Raw genomic sequence first — 20488 nt, forward strand, 5'->3', positions numbered from 1 at the left:
AATTTTTTTTCCTTTTATTTAGGGAAATTATTATTTAACATACATATAGAAAATAATTTTGCCTATTAAAATAATAATAAAATACGCTGTTTTTGAATAATATTTGTATTTGTTATAAAAAAATAGACAAAATTGGCACACATATTGCTTTGTTTACAGATATGAGAAAGGATGTTGCGGAGACCATAGGTCTCCCTTTATCAAAAACAAACAAGGAGGTTTTTATGAGAAAAAGCAGTATGTTAATCGGTGTTTTTGCAATTATGGTATTTGGCGGTGTGCTGGCGGGATGCAGCCAGAAATCGTCCGCTCCCGAGACTTCCGGGCAGGCTCCGGCGGAATCTACCGCAGCTCCGGCAGCTTCTGCGGCAGAGAAGCCGCAGGCTCTCGTATGGAATATGGGAAGCGAGCCTAAAACCTGGGATCCCACCCTCAGTTCGGAAACTCTTTCCGAGTATATTACCATTTCAATGTTCGAGGGACTGACCAGGCAGAGTGTGGATGGAATTGAACCGGGTGTCGCCGAGAGCTGGGATGTCTCCGATGACGGCCTGACCTATACGTTCCACCTGCGTAAGTCCAACTGGTCGGATGGAACTCCTCTGACGGCCCACGACTTTGAATATACCTGGAGACGTCTCTGTGACCCGGCCGTAGCATCACCTTCCGCAGCCGGCGTGACCGACTATGTGGTCGGAGCCGCCGAGTATCTGGCCGGAACCGGCACGGCCGACGAAGTGATGGCGCATGCCCTGGATGATTATACCTTTGAAGTGGTACTTAAGAACCCGGCTCCATTCTTTTTGAACCGTATTTCAGCCGATATTTACTGTCCGGTAAATAAAAAATGCGTTGATCTTGGCGAGGGATGGGAAAAACGCCCGGAAACCTTTATTTGTAACGGACCGTTCATCCTCAGTGAATACCAGATCGGCTCCCATATTCTGATGGTGAAGAACGAAGCCTATTATGATGCAGACAGTATCAAGATGCCGGCCATCAAAGGAATCATGATCAATGATGAAAACACATCCCTTCAGGGCTATAAAGCAGGGGATATCCATTGTACCGAAGTAATCCCGGCGGAAGAGATACCAACGCTCCTGGCGGAAGATCCCAACCTGTATGTTTCACCGCTTACGGGAACAAAATACCTTGATTTCAACGTGGACAGGGATCCGGTAAGCGACGTCAAGGTCCGCCGCGCCCTCACCCTTGCCATTAACCGCAAGCTGATCACGGATCAGATTACACGCTCCGGAGAAATACCTGCCAGCGGTTTCCTTCCGATTACGACACAGAAGACGGACGGCAGTTCCTACCGCACGCTGCAGGCCAACGGCCTGCCTGAACCGGCATTCGGCATTTCACCTGATTCAGCGGATGTCGATACGGCAAAACAGCTTCTGGCGGAAGCCGGTTTCCCGGACGGAGAGGGATTCCCTGAACTTGAGCTTTTATACTACACCGGGGAGAGTGATAAAAAGATTTGTGAGGCAATCCAGCAGATGTGGAAGGAAAATCTCGGCATTACCGTAAAACTCCGCAATGAGGATAAGAGCGTAGCTCTGCAGACAAAAGCAGACGGCAAATATGATATCAGCCTTTCGGGCTGGAGCGCAGGCTATTATGACGCCAGCCAGATGATGAAACAGTTTAAGCTGGACTCCGGATGCTATGCACAGTGGAGATATGCGGAACATCCAAGCGCTCCCCACGACCATACTCTGAACCCGGGACAGAAGGCGTTTGAGGATACTTATCAGGCGGCCATGGCGGCACAGGGAACAGAGAGAGACGAGCTTTGGGCACAGGCCGAGACCATTCTGATGGAAGAGGCTCCCGCCTGCCCGATATACTACTATGTAATGAAAGCGCTGATTAATGAGGATGTTGTTACAAATGTGGAGTTTTCCAAGACCGGTAACTGGATTTTCCGCAATGCAGAATTTGTAGACTGATTGTAAAGGAAGGTTTGGGAGCGCCCGCCGGGCGGGCGCTCCCGATCTCTTTTGAGGGAGGGAATGATTTGGCCAGATATATAATAAAGAGGGTGCTGGCGGCTCTTATAACCATATGGTTTATCATGACGATTACTTTCGTACTGATGAACGCAATTCCAGGCAGCCCTCTGGATTCCGAAAAATTTCTCGATGTGACACTCCAACAGGCCATGAAGGCAAAGTACGGCCTGGATCGGCCGTTGTATGAACGGTATTTTAAATACCTGGTGGATTATTTTCACGGTGACTTTGGTATTTCCTATATTAAAGTGGGACTTTCCACCAATGAAATCATTGCGGCCGGTTTCCCCTATTCCCTGCGGATTGGCATTTATTCTTCCATACTGATTATTATTTTCGGTATCGCGGCAGGAATTTTGGCCGCGCTCAGACAGAACCGGTTTGTGGACCGCTTTCTGATGGTGTTATCGACCCTGGGATCCACAATTCCGAGCTTCGTATTTGCGACACTGTATCTGTTTTTGTTCAGCAAGATTCTGGGACTGGTTCCCGCCTTCGGCGTGGCGGACTGGAAGGGATATATCGGCCCCGTCCTGGTGACCTCCGTATTTTCCATGGCCTTTGTCACCCGTCTGATGAGGACTTCCATGATAGAGGAGTTGAACCAGGATTACATAAGGACGGCCAGAGCCAAGGGAATCTCCGAGTTTAAAGTTGTCACCAGGCACGCGCTGCGCAATGCAATTCTGCCTGTTGTAACCTATATCGGCCCGATGGTTGCCATGGTTGTCACAGGTTCATTTGTCATTGAAAAGGTGTTTGGAATTCCGGGCATCGGCAGCCTGTTTACAACGAGTATCCTCAGCCGTGACTATACGCTGATCATGGGAATCACGGTGTTTTTCGCCGTATTTTTAGTGGTATGCACGCTTATTGTGGATATCATGTATGTTTTTGTAGACCCGAGAATCAAATACGACTAGGAGAGTGCACATGGATAATAACATAGAACAGATTCCGGACTCTCTTTGGGAGCCTCTGGAATTGGGTGAAAAGAATTCTGAAAAAATTGAAAAACCGAGCCTGACCTTTTTGCAGGATGGCTGGAGACGGCTTAAACAAAACAAAACAGCAATGATATCAATGGTCGTCATCATTATTCTGGTTCTCTGCGCGGTCTTTATTCCTTTTTTCTGGAAATACAGTTACGAAGAACAGAACCTGACGCTCTCTAATATCCCTCCGGTACTTGAGGTTTATCCTCTCTCCGATGAGGCCAATGAGCGCAATATCTATATTACACAGAACTACGACGTGGTTGAAGTGGCGGCCGACGGCACTCTGATAGAGCTTCTGCAGCCCACATATAAAGATACGATAGCCAGGAAGAGCACCTTTGACCTGAACGGGAAAATACTGTCAATCGATTACAGTATGTACACACAGGCATTGAAAGAATACCGGAAACTGGAAAAGAAGTACTCGGCGTCGGAGGGAGACTGCGTTCCCACGTCGGCCGCCTCTTATCTGGCAGGTTATTTTGACGGCAGGGAGGAAACTCCGTTCATCTCCCTGGCGGAAGCCAAGAGAATCCTGGAAGAAGAGATAGAAAAATGCAGTATTACATACGATGGCCACGCTATGACCGAAACGCGCACCATGCGGAATAAGACGTATCTTCTGGGAAGCGATTCGCTGGGGCGGGATCTTTTTATCCGCGTGATATACGGAGCCAGGATGTCCCTGACGGTCGGCGTCTTTGCCGCCCTCGTCAACTTTGTGATAGGCGTCTTTTACGGCTGCTTTGCCGGTTATAAGGGCGGCACGGTAGACAATGTGATGATGCGTATCGTGGATGTGGTGGATTCCGTTCCGATGATGCTGTATGTAATTCTCATCATGGTTGTGATCGGACCCGGCATGAAATCCATTATCATTGCCCTCGGACTCACCTACTGGGTCAGAATGGCCCGGATTGTGCGCGGGCAGGTCCTGAGCCTGAAAAACAATGAGTTTGTACTGGCGGCGAAAATACTGGGAGCGTCCACGCGCCGCATTTTCGCCAAGCACCTGATCCCCAATATGATGGGAGCCATCATGGTAGCCATTGCTATGCAGATTCCAAATGCAATTTTCACGGAGGCTTTTTTAAGCTTTGTCGGACTCGGTGTTTCCGCTCCGATGGCCTCCTGGGGTACACTCTGTAACGATGCGCTTCCGGGAATATACGTCTATCCGTACCAGATGCTCACTCCCGCCATTGCCATCTCCGTCACAATCCTGGCATTCAACCTGTTCAGCGACGGTCTGCGCGATGCCTTTGACCCGAAACAGAGAAAGTAAAGAGAGGTGATTTTCATGGAAGAACAATTATTAGAGGTAAAAAACCTTAGAACCTCTTTCTTTACCCATGTGGGAGAGGTCAAGGCAATCCGTGATATAAGCTTTTCGGTCCGGAAAGGAGAGGCGGTAGGCATCGTCGGCGAATCCGGCAGCGGCAAAAGCGTGACCTCCCTGTCGATTATGCAGTTACAGCACCCGGGCAGGATTATGGGAGGGGAAATTCTCTTTCACGGTGAGGACTTGCTTAAAAAGAATAAAAAAGAGATGCGGAAAATGCGCAGCAGCAAAATCGCGATGATTTTCCAGGATCCCATGACCTCCCTGAATGCTCTTCTCACGATTGGGAGCCAGATCAGCGAGGCCATATTAGAACATGAGAAGCTGACCAAAAAACAGGCGATGGAGAGGGCGGTTGAGATGCTGCGCCTGGTCGGAATCCCCGATCCGGAGGAACGCATCCACTGTTATCCCCATGAATTTTCCGGTGGTATGCGTCAGCGCGTCATGATTGCCATGGCGTTGTCCTGCAATCCCGAACTTCTGATTGCGGACGAACCGACCACGGCGCTGGATGTGACGATCCAGGCGCAGATCCTCCGCCTCCTGAATGACCTGAAGGAGCGCACGAATACTTCGATTATCCTGATCACGCATGATCTGGGAGTCGTGGCAAGTTCATGCAGCCGCATTATTGTCATGTACGGGGGACAGATTATGGAGACAGGGACGGTGGAGGACATTTTTTATTCTCCGCTTCATCCGTATACCATGGGGCTGTTAAAATCTATTCCCAAGGCCGGAGGCAGCAGAGAACGGCTGCAGTCGATTGCAGGAACTCCCCCGGATATGCTGCAGCCTCCCGCCGGCTGCCCATTCTACCCCCGCTGTGAATTCGCCATGGGTGTCTGCAGGGAGCGGACGGTACCGGAATTCCACAGAGGGGAAGAGCATGCCGTTCGGTGTTGGCTCTGTCATCCCAAGGCGCCTGCCGTAGCTAAGTATGAAAATCAGAAGGGAGGTGTGAGGCGTGGAACAGCATCACCTGATTGAAGCGGAAAACCTCAGCATGTATTTTAAAAAGGTCAAGGGCGTGGTGAAGCAGAAGATTTCCTATGTAAAAGCCGTTGACAACGTATCATTTTTTATCGACAAAGGTGAAACATTCGGCCTGGTAGGCGAATCGGGGTGCGGAAAGACGACCACGGGCCGCGCCATCTGCCGCCTTTATGAACCGACCGGGGGAAGCGTACGGTATGGCGGCGCCGATATCACCCATTTAAATGCAAAAGAGTTCATGCCGTACCGTAAAAAAATACAGATGATTTTCCAGGATCCGTATGCATCCCTGAACCCGCGTATGACGGTGGCGGACATCGTGGGAGAACCCTTGGATATCCACCACATCTGCTCCGGAAAGCAGAGGGAGGAATATATTCTGGAACTGTTGAGACGGGTGGGGCTGAACAAGGATCACGCCAGCCGTTACCCCCATGAATTTTCCGGGGGCCAGCGCCAGCGCGTGGGCATAGCCAGGGCACTGGCGGTCAATCCGGAGTTTATTATCTGCGATGAGCCGATCTCGGCACTGGATGTGTCAATTCAGGCGCAGGTAATCAATATGCTGGAGGATCTGCAGGAAGAACTTGGATTAACCTATCTGTTTGTGGCCCACGATCTTTCCATGGTGCGCCATATATCGGACCGTGTCGGCGTTATGTACCTGGGAAGTCTGGTGGAGATAGCCGAAACGGAGGAACTGTATAACCATAATCAGCACCCCTATACAAAGGCCCTGCTTTCCGCGATCCCGATTGCGGATCCCGTCCTGTCCAGGCAGTCCAGCCAGATACTTTTAGAAGGGGATGTTCCGAGTCCCCTGAATTCACCGGCAGGCTGCAAATTTGCCAGCCGATGTCCTTATGCAAAGAATGAGTGCAGGGAAAGAGCGCCGGAGTTCAAAGAAGTTGCCAGGGGCCATTTTGTGGCCTGCCATCTGGTGTGACACGGTCCGGACCCTGGATGAACCGGTAATTTAAGACGCGACTAAATAATATGAAATAATCAGGCCGCCTGCGTCAGCGGCGGAATGGAGATGGATATGAATACCCGGCAAGCAAAAAATGTTTTGGCTGATTTTCACCGTCTGGAGTTAGGAACGTTCCCAACCCCGCTTCACCAGGTGAAAAACATACAGAAAAAAACAGGATCCCGTTTTCCCCTGTATATCAAGAGGGATGACCTCACCGGACTGGGAGCGGGAGGAAATAAGATCAGAAACCTGGAATATCTTCTGGGTGACGCGGTACAAAAAAAAGCGGACGTTGTGATAGCGTCCGGAAAATGCCAGTCGAATCTCTGCGCCCTCGCCGTATCCGCATGCAATAAGGCGAATCTGGACTGCATCATTATTCACAATGACGCCAGGCCGGAGCGGATGGAAGGAAACCAGCTTCTCAATGTTCTTTCCGGCGCGGACATGCGCTATATCGGAGATATGCCGGATCATGAGAGGGAAGCGTATGTAGAGGAGTTCTGCCGTGAGCTGGAGAATCAGGGCAGGCATCCTTACCTGATTAAAAACGGGGCGTCGACAGCTCTTGGCTCCCTGGGATATGTCCAGGCCGTTGTGGAACTTTGTGATCAGTGCGAGGCCCAGGAACTGCAGCTTGACCATCTCTTTGTCCCGGGCGGGAACGGAGGGCTGGCGGCCGGCGTCATATTCGGCGCAGCGCTGACCGGGGCGCCCTTTCACGTACATGTTGTGACGGTTGAGCATGAAAAAGCAGAGCTGGAAAAAATCCTCAACGGTTTTCTGGGAGAACTGCAGCAGTTGACCGGACAGCTCGAAGGATTCTGTTTTGAACCGCTGTTTACCGTCCATGAGGAGTACAGAGGAGAAGGATGGGGCAGGCCCACGAAAGAATCAGTGAATCAGATCTATGAGCTGGCAAAGGAAGAGGGCATTTTTGTCGAAAAAGTTTATACCGGTAAAACCCTGTACGGAATGGTGGATTCGGTGCAAAAAGGAACCGTAAACGGCAGCGCCTGCTACCTTCATTCGGGCGGTTTTGGCGCGCTGTTCACCCAGTTTTAAGAAAGGGAGGTAACTTGACATGTTGGAAAATATAAAGTATTTGGCGGTGCAGCTTCCGGAAGATATCAGAAGGCAGTTGGAGGCAGGGTATTTTTCGAAAGCGGTTAAGCTGATCGACAGACGGCTTGAGGGAGAACTTCCCCTGGCGCTCAGAAAGTGCCTGGAGCTTCAGAAAGCCCAACTCCCAATCTGGGAGGCTGAATATTCCGTTTCCTATGAGGAGGCGTTGGCCATCCTCTGCCTGAACATCCGTGATTTTACCAGGGAGGAGTTTGAGGAGCTGATTGAACAGAGCGTATTCGACTGGATTTACAGGGACGGACAGATGTACTTTATCCGCACGTTCTATGAGAACCTTCTGAAGGTGCAGCATCCCGTAACAGACAGGCTGGTGGTGCCGCAGAATCAGGAGGAGCAGGAGGAAAAGCAGGCGGTTCTCAACCGGAATATGAACGATATGAAGGAGCACGGGGGAAATGCTTACCGCATTCATATCAGGAGCACCCTGAAGGTAAAGGGGGAGGAGGACACAGGGGACCGGATTACCGTGCACCTGCCCATACCAAATGCGGGAACGCAGGTGAGAAAGATCCGCCTGATAGGGATCCCGTCCGACGCGGTAATTGCCCCGGAGGATTTTGGGAGCCGGACCGTCTGCTTTCAGAGGCCTTATGTAAAGGGAGACACGTTTACCGTGGAGTATGAATATGAGAACCATGTGGCGTACACGGAACCGGATCCCGGCATCGTGGAGGCGGAGCAGCCGGACTTCTGTCTGGAAGAACAGGCTCCTCATATCCTGTTTACGCCGTTTATCCGCAGTCTGTATGAGGAGATTGTGGGGGAAGAGACAAATCCGCTTTTAAAGGCCCGGAAAATTTATGACTATATTACGCTGAACGTCAGATATTCCTATGTGAGAAAATACAGCATCATCAGGAATATCGCAGAGTATGCCGGCATAAACCAAAAAGGAGACTGCGGCATTCAGGCGTTACTGTTCATCACGCTGTGCCGCTACGGCGGGGTTCCAGCCGGGTGGCAATCTGGCCTGTTTGCGGCGCCGTATGATATCGGCGGCCATGACTGGGCGCAGTTCTATGTCGCTCCCTACGGCTGGCTGTTTGCCGATTTGTCGTTCGGGGGGAGTTCCCACCGGGTTGGCAACGAAGAGAGAAGACGCTTTTACTTCGGAAATCTGGATCCGTTCCGCATGCCCGCCAATTCTGCATTCCAGCACGAGTTTACGCCGCCGAAAAAGCATATGCGCCAGGATCCGACCGATAACCAGTACGGGGAGTGCGAGTACGGACATCGGGCCTTAAGGGCAGACGAGTATGAGATAAAACATGAGATCCTGGAGATTTGCCGGATTCCATGGGAAGGAGAAAAACGATGAAAGTATTTATCAGCGCAGACATCGAGGGCATTGCGGATTTGGCGTCCTTTACGGAGGCCGGAAACGACAATCCGCAGCTCTATACAAGGGGCATGATTCAGATGAGTAAAGAGGTGGGCGCCGTATGCCGCGGAGCGCTGTCTGCCGGGGCTGATTTTGTGGCGGTCAAGGATGCGCACGGATATGGACTTAATATTATGCATGAGTATCTGCCGGAACCGGTCACGCTGATACGCGGGGAAGTGAAAAACCCGTATTCCATGGTGGGAGGCATTAATAAAAGCTATGATGCCGTGATGTTCGTGGGCTACCACGACGCAGCCGGACAGAATGGAAACCCGATGGCCCACACGATCAGCAGCAGGAGAATCAGGGAGATTACCATTAACGGAGCCCCGGCGTCGGAGATGACTCTGTTTTCCTATGCGGCCGCATATCTTGGAATTCCCACGGTCTTTGTATCAGGAGATGCCGGAATCTGCGACAAGGCGTCGCTTGCGAATCCAAAGATTGTAACGTGCTGCACGAAAATAGGAATCGGAGGAGCCGTTGCCAGCCTGCATCCGGCGGTGGTGGAACGGATGCTGGAGGACGCCGCCGAGAGGGCGCTGAGGATGGGCCATGACGGTCCGATGAGTCCCCTGCCCCCTGAATTCCGGGTCACTGTTGCCTATCAGAAACATTTTGACGCGGAACACGCCTCCTATTACCCGGGCGCATATAAAACGGATGCACATACCGTTGAATTTAAACATAATGACTATTATGAAGTCCTCCGGTTTTTCCATTTTGTGCTGTAACCGTGAATTTGGGTGCGGCGCCGTTCAGGAGGCGAATCAGTATAACAGGAGGGAATAATGATGAAACCTTTTCCAAACAGGATTCCAATGGCGAATCTGCCGACCAGAATTGAAATGCTGAACCGGTTTTCACAGGAGCTTGGCGTTTCTGTCTTTATCAAGCGTGACGATTTGACGGGAATGGAGTTTTCGGGCAATAAAATCCGCAAGCTGGAATATTCCGTCGGTGAGGCAGTCAATATGGGAGCCGACACACTTATCACCTGCGGAGGGCTCCAGTCCAACCATTGCCGCGCCACGGCGGCGGTCGCAGTCAAGCTGGGACTTCGCTGCTGTCTGGTGCTCAGAAACGGTGAGCCGGAACCGCCGGCAGACGGAAATTACTTTATAGATAAGATTCTGGGGGCGGATGTGCGCATTATCGATGCGGAGAGCTACCGCTCCAGACGCGGTGAAATTATGGGAGAAATAGCGGAGGAATACAACGCCGCAGGACATAAGGCATACATAATTCCCGAGGGCGCGTCAAACGGAATCGGCACCTTCGGCTACCTTACCTGTATGCAGGAAATCATGGAACAGGAGAAACTGCTGGGCGTCACCTTTGACACCATCATAGACGCCGTGGGATCGGGCGGGACATTTGCCGGACTTTGTCTCGCAAACCGGTTGTACGGACTGAACAAACGGATCGCAGGAGTGAATGTCTGCGACGACGCAGAATTCTTTCAGAAACGTGTCTCCGAGATCGTGGAGGAGGCCGGGCGGTATCTGGATGAACCGGTTGAGATCCGCCCGGAGGAAGTTGAAATTCTGGACGGCTATGTCGGAAGGGGATATGCGCTCAGCCGTAAGGAAGAACTCGACTTTATACGCGACTTTGCCCGCAAGGAGGGCGTCATATTAGATCCGGTCTACACGGGTAAATGTCTGTACGGATTTACGAAGGAGTTCGAAAAGGGACGTTTTTCCGACAGTAAGAATATCCTGTTTATCCATACGGGCGGCCTGTTCGGTCTGTTTCCGGCCAGAGATCAATTCACATTTTAAAAATGGGAGAGGAGCAGTAAGAAATGCATTTCATTGATTTTCATGCGGATACCTTAAACCGCCTGTTTTACCAGGAGGGAACGGAGCTGGGGGATTTATGGGAAAATAAATGCCACGTATCGCTTAAAACACTGCAGCAGAGCGGCTATACCGCTCAGATGTTTGCCTGCTTTCTGAATCTTAAAAGGCCTCCGCGTCTGGGGAGCCATTATCAGGATGTGCTCGGCATGATCGATCTGTTCCGGCAGCAGGCCTGTGAATACGAAGATAAGGTGCGTTTTGCAGGAAGTTTTCAGGACTATGCTGAGAATAAGAAACAGGGAGTGATATCGGGATTTTTGACGCTGGAGGAAGGCGGGGTTCTGGAAAACAGGATAGAGCGCCTGGATGAACTGTATGAAAAAGGCATACGGGTGATTAACATGACCTGGAATCACGAAAACTGCCTGGGCTACCCCCACTGCGCGGCGCGGTCCCAGCCCAGAGGGTTAAAGGCATTCGGCCTGGAGGTGTTAAACAGGATGGATGAGCTGGGAATCATAGCGGATGTATCCCACCTGTCGGACGAAGGATTTGAGGATGTCATGCGGTATGGAAACAGGCCGGTGATGGCAACGCATTCCAATGCCCGCGCCCTGCGGCCGGTGAGCCGCAACTTAAGCGACGATATGATACGCCGGATTGCAGACCGCGGAGGCATAATCGGATTAAATTTCTACTCCGACTTTTTATCTGAGGATCCGGTGAGCCGCATCCCGGATCTGCTCCGCCACTGCCGCCATATCATCAACATCGGCGGCGAGGAAGTGCTGGGAATCGGCGCCGACTTTGACGGTATGGATATTGAACTGGAAATCGATGGGGTAAAAGAGATAGTAAAACTTGCCGAAGCCATGGAGAGGGACGGCTTTTCCGAACGGCTGACAGAGCTTATCTGTTACCGCAATGCAGAAAACTTCTTTTACCGTTATTGGGGCGACTCGGTCTGAGCCGCTCCTTTTTCCATGATATAGTAGTACGCCTTCATCCCAAGATCTGTAATGCATGTTCCGCCCCGGCCGCGCGTGATCCGGATCAGGCGGTAGAAGGCAAGGGTCTGGAAAATGGTCCGTATCTCCTGCTCGGATAAATAGATCCCGCTTTTTTCCAGTTCCAGCAAAACTGTCTTCCGGCCCAGCTTACGGCTGCTGTGACACGTTGTCTGAAGTATGGAAAGGATAGGGAGAATGCGGTCTGTCTGATGGCTGTTTTCCTTAATAAAGCGTTCGATTATTTCTATGTCCTGCAGGCTGGCGCTGTCTGTCCCGAATACGTCCTGATCCAGATACCGTTTTAATTCATCGGCATCGATGACCTGACGATCGGAGTAATTGAGCCGTTCCACCAGATTCTGAAGTTCCCTGATATTACCCTCAAAATGAACGCTCTGAAGGAGTTCTACGGCATCCTGCGTCAGGGAAAAACCGGCATGCAGCCCCTCCTTCATCTTTTCAACCAGAATCGGGATATCATCCCTGCGCTCATCCAGCGTGGGAATCTGGATGCTCAGTACGTTTAGACGATAGTAGAGATCCTTTCGGAAGGCCGACTGGTTGACCAGTGTTTTCAGTTTGATATTGGAGGCCGCGATAATACGGACATCCACATTAATCACGGAATCGCCGCCGATGCGCGTAATCTCCTTTTCCTGAAGGACGCGCAGCAGGCGGGTCTGAAGGTGGATATTCATCTCGCTGATCTCATCCAGGAAGAGCGTGCCTCCGTGGGCCTGTTCAAAATAACCGGATTTCCCGCCTTTTCTGGCTCCGGTAAAAGCTCCCTCCGCATAGCCGAACAGCTCGCTTTCCAGGAGACTTTCGGGAATGGCCGAACAGTTGATGGCAATAAACGGAAAGTTCCTGCGCGGCGATGCATTGTGGATCGACTGGGCGAACAGCTCTTTCCCGGTTCCGGTCTGGCCATAGATCAATACGGAGGAATTGGAGCGCGCCATTTTGGCGGCGAGCTGTTTGGTCTGGCGGATTACCAGGCTGTCGCCGGCAATATCATCAAACGTGTATTTTGCTACATGCCCTCTGGCCATAATCTGCCTGCGAATCTTATACTGCTCCTGCTCCAGATCCGTAAATTTCTTTAAAAGGACAATAAAGCCCTGCTGTACAGAGGTATATTCGACCGGATAAACGGATACGATAAGCACATTGGAATTTAAAGTGACGACCTTGTCCTTAATGGCCATTGGGGTTTTGCTGTCCCAGAGTGAGGGCAGAGCCTGGTGCAGGTGTTTTCTTATCATATACTGGGGAGGCTGCCCGATGAGCCTTGCGGCGGAATCGTTGACGTAGATGATGTCTCCCTGTTCACTCAGGCTCATGATGCCGGAATCGAACACCTGCGTCACAAATTTGAGCTGCTGTTCCAGGAAATTGATCTGATCGAGCATTCCCAGGACACTGGTGTCGGTGGAAATAATGCTGTCGAAGTACTGCCGGAAAATGGGGCGGTGGAGTACTTCGATGGTATTCAGGCGGATGGCGATTTCAATGATGGTCTTCATCGACAGCACCCGCTCGCCCAGATCGATCACTTTTTTTACCCCTGGCGGAACCAGGTCTATCTCACCGGGAGTGACGGCCAGGCCACAGGAGAGATCCGGTGAAATGGGCGGGTAGGCCGGGATAAAATCAATATGCTTGATGCCGCATCGGTGGATCAGGGAGATAGTATCAATGGCGTCCTGCAGGGAAACGTTCACAAGCAGAGCCTGCGTCCCCTCCGGAATCGCCCGGAGCCGGGCAACAGACTTTTTTTGCAGCGTGATGTTGGCGATGGTGATGTTGTCAAAATCGGGTACATACTGTTTCAACAGTTCGCAGACGGTATAGGTGGAAGCCACGACAATATCGGCCTCCAGGTTTTTTAAAAGATCGCTGTAGATGGAATAAAAAGCCACCTCCACGGAAGTTCCGAACAGCTTTTTAAGCGTCTCCGCGTATTGATGGCCCGTATATTCCTGATACGCCACGATTGCCAGTTTTTTCATATTTTAACTCCTTTGTATGCAGAGCCGGCGCCCGCCGTTAAGCGGTCCCCGGTTATAAGCGGATTTAATTGCCCCTGTTATTGTAACATTTTATCGCCCTATTTTCCAGTAAATGAGGAGAGGGGACTTAAGACTGGGATTCCTCACATAAAGGACGTGACAACCTTTCTAAAATATGGTAGAGTTATTCTTGTGAAAATCCCTGATAGAGGGAGATAATATTGAAGATAAAGCAACTGTCCGGTTTCCGCCGGAGTGCTGCGGTTCGCGGGGATTATCCCGGAGCGTGCCCCGCGGTGCAGATTGGATGGCTGCGAACACTATACGTATGGAGGAATGGAAGATGGATAGACTGATTGGTACCGTTTCCAGAGGCGTCCGTGCCCCGATTATCAGACAGGGGGACGATCTGGTTCAGATTGTGGCAGATTCAGTATTGGAAGCAGCAGAGAGCGAGGGCTTTTCACTGCGCGATAAAGATGTGGTGGCTGTGACGGAGGCCGTAGTGGCGAGAGCGCAGGGCAACTATGCGACCATAGAGCAGATCGCAAAGGATGTGCACAATAAATTCGGCGACGAGACAGTGGGAATCATCTTCCCAATCCTGAGCAGAAACCGTTTTTCCATCTGTTTAAAAGGAATTGCCATGGGCTGCAAGAAGGTGATTCTGATGCTCAGCTATCCTTCCGATGAAGTGGGCAATCATCTGATTACCCCGGAGCAGATGGATGAGAGCGGAGTGAATCCGTGGAGCGACGTGCTGACGGAGGAGAAATACCGTGAGCTGTTCGGCTACAGAAAACACGAGTTTACAGGCGTGGATTATGTGGATTACTATAAGAAACTGATTGAGGAAACAGGGGCTGAAGTCGAGATTATTTTTGCCAATAACGCAAAAGCGATTCTGGACTATACAAAGACCGTGTTAAACTGTGACATCCATACCAGGAAAAGGACAAAGAACATGCTGCTTAAGGCGGGCGCCGTTAAGGTTCTTTCCCTCGACGACATTATGACGGAGAGTGTGGACGGCAGCGGATATAACGACAGCTACGGCCTCCTTGGTTCCAACAAGGCGACGGAAGATTCCGTAAAGCTTTTCCCGATCCACTGCGGCGAATTTGTGCATGATGTGCAGAAGAAGCTGATGGAGGCGACGGGAAAACATATCGAAGTCATGGTTTACGGCGACGGCGCGTTCAAGGATCCGGTAGGAAAGATCTGGGAACTGGCCGATCCGGTTGTTTCTCCTGCCTACACAGACGGACTTGAAGGAACACCGAATGAAGTGAAGTTAAAATATCTCGCAGATAATAACTTTGCCGATCTTGCCGGTGAAGAGCTTAAGAGCGCGATTTCAAATTATATCAGGGAAAAAGACGAGAAAGCGGAAAACCTGACGGGAAATATGGTATCCCAGGGTACTACTCCCAGAAGACTGACCGATCTCATCGGCTCTCTCTGTGACCTGACTTCAGGAAGCGGCGATAAGGGTACGCCGATCGTCCTGATCCAGGGCTATTTTGATAATTATACAAAATAGATAATTTTTGAACTATCCGGGAGGTAGTTATGGCACAGACGATAACGGATTTTAAATCATTTCTGGAAGATGCCAAAGAGGCGGTCATTGAGCTTTCCGATTTTACGAAGAAGGAAGAACAGCTCAGGATGGAGGAGCTGCGCCTGGAAAAATCTCTGGAAGCAGAGCGGAAGGCGGTGGAAGACGCCATCAGCCTGACTGTCCGGAAAAGGCGGGACGAGATGGAGAGCAGCTATGACGCGGAGATAGGAAAGCTCCAGGAAAAGCTGAAGAAAATCAGGGCCCGCAGGGAAAAAGCCAAAAACCAGGGGATGAAGGACCGAATCAGGGAAGAGACCGTGGAGCTTCACGAACATAACCGGGAGCTGAACGTCAGGATGAAGACCCTGTTCCAGTCCCAGAGAGTGCCGTCTTTCTGCAGAAGCGGATTTTATTATGCTCTCTATTTTCCGAGGGGGATCAAGGAAATTTTCACCTTCCTTTTGACGTTTGCGGTCTGTTTCCTGCTGATTCCATACGGAGTGTACACTGCGCTTCCCGATAAAAAAACTCTGTATCTGGTGCTGATTTACGTGGTTGCGATTCTTATCTTCGGCGGAATCTATACAATTGTGGGCAACGCCACAAAGGGCCGTCATCAGAGCGCTCTTCAGGAGGGCCGGCAAATAAGGAGCCTTATCAACTCCAACAATAAAAAGATCCGTGTCATCACGGCTTCGATCAAGAGAGACAGAAATGAAGCAATTTATGATCTTGAGAAGTTTGACGACGAGATTGCCCAGCTTGAGCAGGAGATGGCAGAGACGGTCCGCAAGAAAAAAGAGGCGCTAAATACATTTGAAAATGTGACAAAAACGATCATTACCGATGAGATCACCGGCAACAGCAAGGCGAAAATTGACGATTTGCAGGCAGCGTACGAGGATGCAGGCAGCCGTCTCAGATACACGGAGACGATTGTAAAAGAAAAGAAAATATTTATCACGGATACGTATGAAAGCTACGTGGGGAAGGAATTCCTTACGGCTGAGCGGCTGGAGGAACTGAAGCGGATTCTGGAATCCGGCGAAGCCGGCAATATCAGCGAGGCGATCGAGGTATACCGCGGCAGAAATATGTCGAGAAAATAATATGCAGTTACTGTTCGCAGTAACGCGCTTTGGGTGGGACTGTGAATAACAACGAAAAGTACGCTTCGCGAACGTTTCATTGCCACTCAGTAAAAATATGCAGGGGAGCAGATCCCCTGCATATTTTTTATACTGCCTGTTTATAATAGAATTAACTAATCAGACAGGCGGTAAGTTTATGAAAATTTGGGAATGGAAGACAATCCGGAATGACCAGGAAATTTATTACTATAATGCATCCCGCAATTTTATCCCGGAGGAATTTGCCAGACAGCTCCTTGAAATGATACTGGAAGAGCGGGAACGCAAAAACAAGCGGGGAATCGTATTCTTATGCATTGGCACGGATCGCTCCACGGGGGACAGCCTGGGGCCGCTTATCGGATATAAACTGAGCAGGATGAAGATGACAAAGGCTACGGTGTTCGGCACCCTGGAACGGCCGGTGCACGCGATGAACCTGGAAAATTATATGGCGGTTTTGAGAACGTGTTATCAGGACGATCTGATTGTGGCGGTCGATGCTTCGGTGGGAAACAGGGAGCATGTGGGTTATGTAACCCTGGGCAAGGGAGCGCTGAAACCAGGACTCGGAGTCAGCAAGGAACTTCACTCGGTAGGTGATATTTTTATCACCGGAATTGTGGGAAGCTGCGGCAATTACGATCCGCTGATGCTGCAGAGTGTCAGGCTGTCGGTTGTCATGCAGATGGCGGACTGCATCAGCAGAAGTATTGGGCTTGTCGAAAAGTTCTGGGATAACACGGCCTTTGTTTGACAAGTTTTTCATAGATCCTGTGCTATGATCGCCTAGATTTAATAAAACGATAGCGGGGTGAGTCTATGGGAGAATTATACAATCCGTTTCCCAGACTGCCGAAAAATATCAGGCAGATCGGTGACAGGGATGATGTGGTCAAGCTGTACGTGGAAGATTATGTAAACACATATCTGAAACGTCTCTTTCCAACAGGAGGACAAGACCTGAGAGTCGGGCTTTTGCTCGGCAGCTCGGAACAATACGAAGGGGTGCCCTACATATTTATCGATGGGGCGCTGGAGATGGAAGATGTGACTGCGGCAGGGGAAAAAGTGATTTTTTCCGAGGCAGCCTGGAAGAAAGCATACCAAAGCATAGAAGAAACTTTTCCAAAGAGGACCGTACAGGGGTGGTTTATTTGCGGAGCGCCCGGCTGTATTTTGAGTCCTCTTAATTATTGGAAACAGCATACCCAGTATTTTGGCGGAAAGAATCAGCTCATGTATTTAAACAGCGGAATCGACGGCGAGGAGGCGGCTTACATAACGTCCGACGACGGTTTTTACCGGATGAAGGGATACAGCATCTATTATGAGCGTAATCAGATGATGCAGGATTACATGATTCTCCGCAAAGACGTACACCGCGTGGAAACAGGAGGCGGAGACAGGGTGATCCGCGACTTCCGCCACAGGATGGAAGGGCGGAAGATGGAAGCCGTCTCCCGCAGAGGAACCATAAAAACACTTGGAATGCTTTGCAGCGTGCTGTCGGTAGCGGTGCTTGCCGGCGGCGTTGTCATGTTTAACAACTACCAGAAAATGCGTGAAATGGAGACCGTCCTTGTCTCAGTCCTGCCAAGCGGTGTAAAGGGGCTTGAAAACTACATCGGGAAAGAGGACGATGACAACCTGGTCGTGGAGCAGATCAAGGGCAATGTATATCCGACGGAGGCCTCGGCCGAGGAAGCCAAAACGGGCCAGTCCGGCGGAAATTCCATCCTGAACAGCGGCGAGGCCGTAGAAAAAACGGCGATACCGGGTGCTGAAACCCAGCCAGGGACAAGCACCTCCGAATCACAGGCCCAGTCCGGCCAGACCGAAAACCAGGGAGGGGAACAGGCCTCGGCCCAGAATCCGTCCGGTGGACAAGCCCAGACGGAGAGCGGCGGCCAGGGCGGAACCACAGGCCAGACGGCACAGGGCGAGGGTGAGGCAGGAGCCAAACCACAGTCCGATGCCCAGGGCCAGACAGGCGGTAAAATCCAGTCCGACCTCCAAAACCAGGCAGGAGGACAACCCTCCGCCACACCTCAGGGAGACCCGGGACAGCCGGATTCCCAGAACAGCGGAGCCTCTGAAGGCGGCCAGAACGAAAGCGGCGGCAACTCCACCGCAATCAAGGATTACCCGGTTACCAACATGAAACCGGGCGGAACTTATGTAATCGGCGACGGCGAGACACTCTACGGAATCTGTTTCAAACTCTACAGTAACCTGGATTATCTCGACGATATCTGCGCCCTCAACAAATTAGACGACGTCAACAAGATCATAGCCGGACAGGAACTCATTCTCCCGGACGTAACGGGGATTGAATAAACGGTTAAAAGGGCCGTTGTTACTGTTCACTCCGTGTCCAGTAACACGCTGCGCGATGCACAGAAACGGCAAAAAACGCCGTTGATTGTAATGAAAAGTCCGCATCGCGCACTTTTCGTTGCGCCGCGCCGCAACCCTCGGGTTTGGCCCAAGGGGCCAGCTGTCTGTGACTTTCGCTGCGCTCCACTCACAAAAAACACCTCGCGGAATACTACCTGTGAACAGTAACCGGGCTGTTACTATTTTTTCGCTAAATAGGGAAAATATAATGCGTATCTCCTGAAAATAGTGTATAATTGTTACCAACTATTCAGCCGGGTGAGCCAGAGCCGTCAAGCGCTGAATCACGGCGGATATCCGTTTTCATTTTTAGTGAAAATGACTCGTGGTTACAGGAGATAAATAATGAGCAATATGAACTCAATGGAACGAGAACAAAAAAAGAGGCAGTTAAAACGCCGCATCATAGAACCAGGGTCGGCTCCGGGAGGCGGCAGGCCGAGAAAGGAACAGGAGGACAGCGAGGAAGAGATCGTCCGCAAGGCGGAGTGGAAGACGCGGATGAAACACTTCAGGCTGGTCATGTTTTTTGCTTTTCTGGCGGTTCTTATCATATTCCTGGCAGTCCGCTATGTCCGCGGCCATCAGTATACTGAATATACGGTTGCCTGGGAGAAGGAGATTCCGGCCAGTGAGAGCAGCTTTACCGGATATATGAAATTCGGTGACAACATGCTCAAATACAGTAAGGACGGAGCGTCCTATATTGACAAGTCGGGCAATGCCGTGTGGTCTATGAGCTATCAGATGAAATCACCGGTATGTTATATTAATGGAAACTATGCTGTCTTAGGTGATCAGCAGGGCAACTCCATTTACATCTGTGATACCTCCGGACTTCAGGGGGAAGCGACCACCCTGCTTCCGATTCTGAGGGTCAGCGTATCGGCATATGGAGTCGCGGCGGCGCTGGTGGAAGACAGCACGTCTTCTTATATCACATTTTTTAAAAAAGACGGAAGCACTCTGGACTGGAGCATCAAGACCGTTATGTCGAAGAGCGGATACCTGATGGATGTGTCCATGTCCCCGGAGGGAACCCAGGTCATGCTGTCGGATTTATATATTCAGGACAGCACCCTTAAAAACAGAATCGTATTTTACAACTTCTCTGAATTTGGCAAGAGCTACCCTGACCGTCTTGTGGGCGGATTTGATGAGTTCGGGGAGAGCCTGTGCCCCAGGGTGAGATTTTTCGACGAAGATCACGCCTGCGCGGTGACGGACAACCAGCTGGCCTTTTTCTCATTGGAGAACGTAACCTCACCGGAGCTTGTAAAGCAGATACCGGTGGAGGAACAGATAAAGAGTATCGCTTATTCCGACAGCTATGTGGCCGTGATCGTGGATGCGCCCTCCGGCGAATACGACAACAGGCTGGATGTGTATAAGTCGGACGGATCGCCTGCATTCAGCAGGGAATTCACCTATCTGTATCAGAACATGGATATTGACGGGGATTTCGTAATTTTGTATAATGATAATTCATGTAAAATTTATGATATGTCGGGCAGAGAGCGTTTTTCCGGCGAATTTGATTTCACAGTTGCCAAAATAACAAGAGGTTCACGTTTTAACTCCCTCATCATCACGGGCGGGGACAGGATACGTGAGATCATATTAAAGTAACCAGTTAACAACTGTTCAGACGGTATTGAATAGTTACACCGGCTAACAACAAAAGTATATCTTTCAGGAGGA

At 50.7% G+C, this 20488-nt stretch carries 16 protein-coding genes; 15 read left to right on the forward strand and 1 reads right to left on the reverse strand.

Features of this window, described 5'->3' with window-relative positions; all coding sequences use genetic code 11:
* Positions 1 to 224 precede the first annotated feature (224 nt).
* The 10 genes from V3C10_00810 to V3C10_00855 all read left to right on the forward strand — a co-directional run bounded on the left by V3C10_00810 (position 225) and on the right by V3C10_00855 (position 11639).
* Positions 225 to 1961 (forward strand): peptide ABC transporter substrate-binding protein, encoded by a 1737-nt coding sequence (locus V3C10_00810; protein ID WVP62400.1) that lies wholly within the window; start codon positions 225 to 227, stop codon positions 1959 to 1961.
* Positions 1962 to 2029: 68 nt separating this feature from the next.
* Positions 2030 to 2947: an ABC transporter permease gene (locus tag V3C10_00815; protein ID WVP62401.1), complete on the forward strand. Its 918-nt coding sequence runs from the start codon at positions 2030 to 2032 to the stop codon at positions 2945 to 2947.
* 10 nt (positions 2948 to 2957) lie between these two features.
* Positions 2958 to 4307: an ABC transporter permease gene (locus tag V3C10_00820; protein WVP62402.1), complete on the forward strand. Its 1350-nt coding sequence runs from the start codon at positions 2958 to 2960 to the stop codon at positions 4305 to 4307.
* A gap of 15 nt (positions 4308 to 4322) precedes the next feature.
* Positions 4323 to 5357, forward strand: a complete 1035-nt coding sequence (locus V3C10_00825; GenBank protein ID WVP62403.1) for an ABC transporter ATP-binding protein — start codon at positions 4323 to 4325, stop codon at positions 5355 to 5357.
* Positions 5335 to 6309, forward strand: coding sequence for an ABC transporter ATP-binding protein (locus tag V3C10_00830; GenBank protein ID WVP62404.1), 975 nt, complete (start codon positions 5335 to 5337; stop codon positions 6307 to 6309). The genes V3C10_00825 and V3C10_00830 overlap by 23 nt, the downstream gene beginning before the upstream one ends.
* Before the next feature lie 96 nt (positions 6310 to 6405).
* Entirely contained in the window at positions 6406 to 7401 is a 996-nt protein-coding gene (locus V3C10_00835) for a pyridoxal-phosphate dependent enzyme (GenBank protein ID WVP62405.1), read from the forward strand.
* Between the two features lie 19 nt (positions 7402 to 7420).
* Positions 7421 to 8800, forward strand: a complete 1380-nt coding sequence (locus tag V3C10_00840) for a transglutaminase domain-containing protein (protein ID WVP62406.1) — start codon at positions 7421 to 7423, stop codon at positions 8798 to 8800.
* Entirely contained in the window at positions 8797 to 9600 is an 804-nt protein-coding gene (locus V3C10_00845; protein WVP62407.1) for a M55 family metallopeptidase, read from the forward strand. The genes V3C10_00840 and V3C10_00845 overlap by 4 nt, the downstream gene beginning before the upstream one ends.
* Positions 9601 to 9660: 60 nt before the next feature.
* Complete coding sequence (locus tag V3C10_00850) at positions 9661 to 10650, forward strand: D-cysteine desulfhydrase family protein (GenBank protein ID WVP64551.1); 990 nt, start codon at positions 9661 to 9663, stop codon at positions 10648 to 10650.
* 23 nt (positions 10651 to 10673) lie between these two features.
* On the forward strand, positions 10674 to 11639 hold the full coding sequence (locus V3C10_00855) for a membrane dipeptidase (GenBank protein ID WVP62408.1): 966 nt from the start codon (positions 10674 to 10676) through the stop codon (positions 11637 to 11639).
* Here V3C10_00855 and V3C10_00860 read toward each other — a convergent pair.
* Positions 11618 to 13693 (reverse strand): sigma 54-interacting transcriptional regulator, encoded by a 2076-nt coding sequence (locus tag V3C10_00860; protein ID WVP62409.1) that lies wholly within the window; start codon positions 13691 to 13693, stop codon positions 11618 to 11620. The two genes, V3C10_00855 and V3C10_00860, sit on opposite strands and share 22 nt — an antisense overlap.
* A 343-nt stretch (positions 13694 to 14036) precedes the next feature.
* On the opposite strand from V3C10_00860, the gene V3C10_00865 reads away from it, so the two are divergent.
* The 5 genes from V3C10_00865 (at position 14037) to V3C10_00885 (ending at position 20416) form a co-directional block, all read left to right on the forward strand.
* Entirely contained in the window at positions 14037 to 15236 is a 1200-nt protein-coding gene (locus V3C10_00865; GenBank protein ID WVP62410.1) for a coenzyme F420-0:L-glutamate ligase, read from the forward strand.
* 29 nt (positions 15237 to 15265) lie between these two features.
* Positions 15266 to 16366 carry a hypothetical protein gene (locus V3C10_00870; GenBank protein ID WVP62411.1) on the forward strand — a complete coding sequence of 367 codons (1101 nt, stop codon included), beginning with the start codon at positions 15266 to 15268 and terminating at the stop codon, positions 16364 to 16366.
* A 178-nt stretch (positions 16367 to 16544) separates the two neighbouring features.
* On the forward strand, positions 16545 to 17144 hold the full coding sequence (gene yyaC, locus V3C10_00875; protein ID WVP62412.1) for a spore protease YyaC: 600 nt from the start codon (positions 16545 to 16547) through the stop codon (positions 17142 to 17144).
* Positions 17145 to 17209: 65 nt separating this feature from the next.
* Positions 17210 to 18727 carry a LysM peptidoglycan-binding domain-containing protein gene (locus tag V3C10_00880; GenBank protein WVP62413.1) on the forward strand — a complete coding sequence of 506 codons (1518 nt, stop codon included), beginning with the start codon at positions 17210 to 17212 and terminating at the stop codon, positions 18725 to 18727.
* A gap of 405 nt (positions 18728 to 19132) precedes the next feature.
* Complete coding sequence (locus V3C10_00885; GenBank protein WVP62414.1) at positions 19133 to 20416, forward strand: DUF5711 family protein; 1284 nt, start codon at positions 19133 to 19135, stop codon at positions 20414 to 20416.
* Positions 20417 to 20488: the final 72 nt, after the last annotated feature.

Source organism: [Clostridium] symbiosum (assembly GCA_036419695.1).
GTDB classification, from domain to species: Bacteria; Bacillota; Clostridia; order Lachnospirales; family Lachnospiraceae; genus Otoolea; species Otoolea symbiosa_A.

Excerpts from the sequence above, each read along its gene's own strand:
- V3C10_00810 (WVP62400.1), top strand. The coding sequence starts at position 225 with ATGAGAAAAAGCAGTATGTTAATCGGTGTTTTTGCAATTATGGTATTT.
- V3C10_00820 (WVP62402.1), top strand. The coding sequence starts at position 2,958 with ATGGATAATAACATAGAACAGATTCCGGACTCTCTTTGGGAGCCTCTG.
- V3C10_00825 (WVP62403.1), top strand. The coding sequence starts at position 4,323 with ATGGAAGAACAATTATTAGAGGTAAAAAACCTTAGAACCTCTTTCTTT.
- V3C10_00835 (WVP62405.1), top strand. The coding sequence starts at position 6,406 with ATGAATACCCGGCAAGCAAAAAATGTTTTGGCTGATTTTCACCGTCTG.
- V3C10_00840 (WVP62406.1), top strand. The coding sequence starts at position 7,421 with ATGTTGGAAAATATAAAGTATTTGGCGGTGCAGCTTCCGGAAGATATC.
- V3C10_00845 (WVP62407.1), top strand. The coding sequence starts at position 8,797 with ATGAAAGTATTTATCAGCGCAGACATCGAGGGCATTGCGGATTTGGCG.
- V3C10_00850 (WVP64551.1), top strand. The coding sequence starts at position 9,661 with ATGAAACCTTTTCCAAACAGGATTCCAATGGCGAATCTGCCGACCAGA.
- V3C10_00855 (WVP62408.1), top strand. The coding sequence starts at position 10,674 with ATGCATTTCATTGATTTTCATGCGGATACCTTAAACCGCCTGTTTTAC.
- V3C10_00860 (WVP62409.1), bottom strand. The coding sequence starts at position 13,693 with ATGAAAAAACTGGCAATCGTGGCGTATCAGGAATATACGGGCCATCAA.
- V3C10_00865 (WVP62410.1), top strand. The coding sequence starts at position 14,037 with ATGGATAGACTGATTGGTACCGTTTCCAGAGGCGTCCGTGCCCCGATT.
- V3C10_00870 (WVP62411.1), top strand. The coding sequence starts at position 15,266 with ATGGCACAGACGATAACGGATTTTAAATCATTTCTGGAAGATGCCAAA.
- yyaC (WVP62412.1), top strand. The coding sequence starts at position 16,545 with ATGAAAATTTGGGAATGGAAGACAATCCGGAATGACCAGGAAATTTAT.
- V3C10_00880 (WVP62413.1), top strand. The coding sequence starts at position 17,210 with ATGGGAGAATTATACAATCCGTTTCCCAGACTGCCGAAAAATATCAGG.
- V3C10_00885 (WVP62414.1), top strand. The coding sequence starts at position 19,133 with ATGAGCAATATGAACTCAATGGAACGAGAACAAAAAAAGAGGCAGTTA.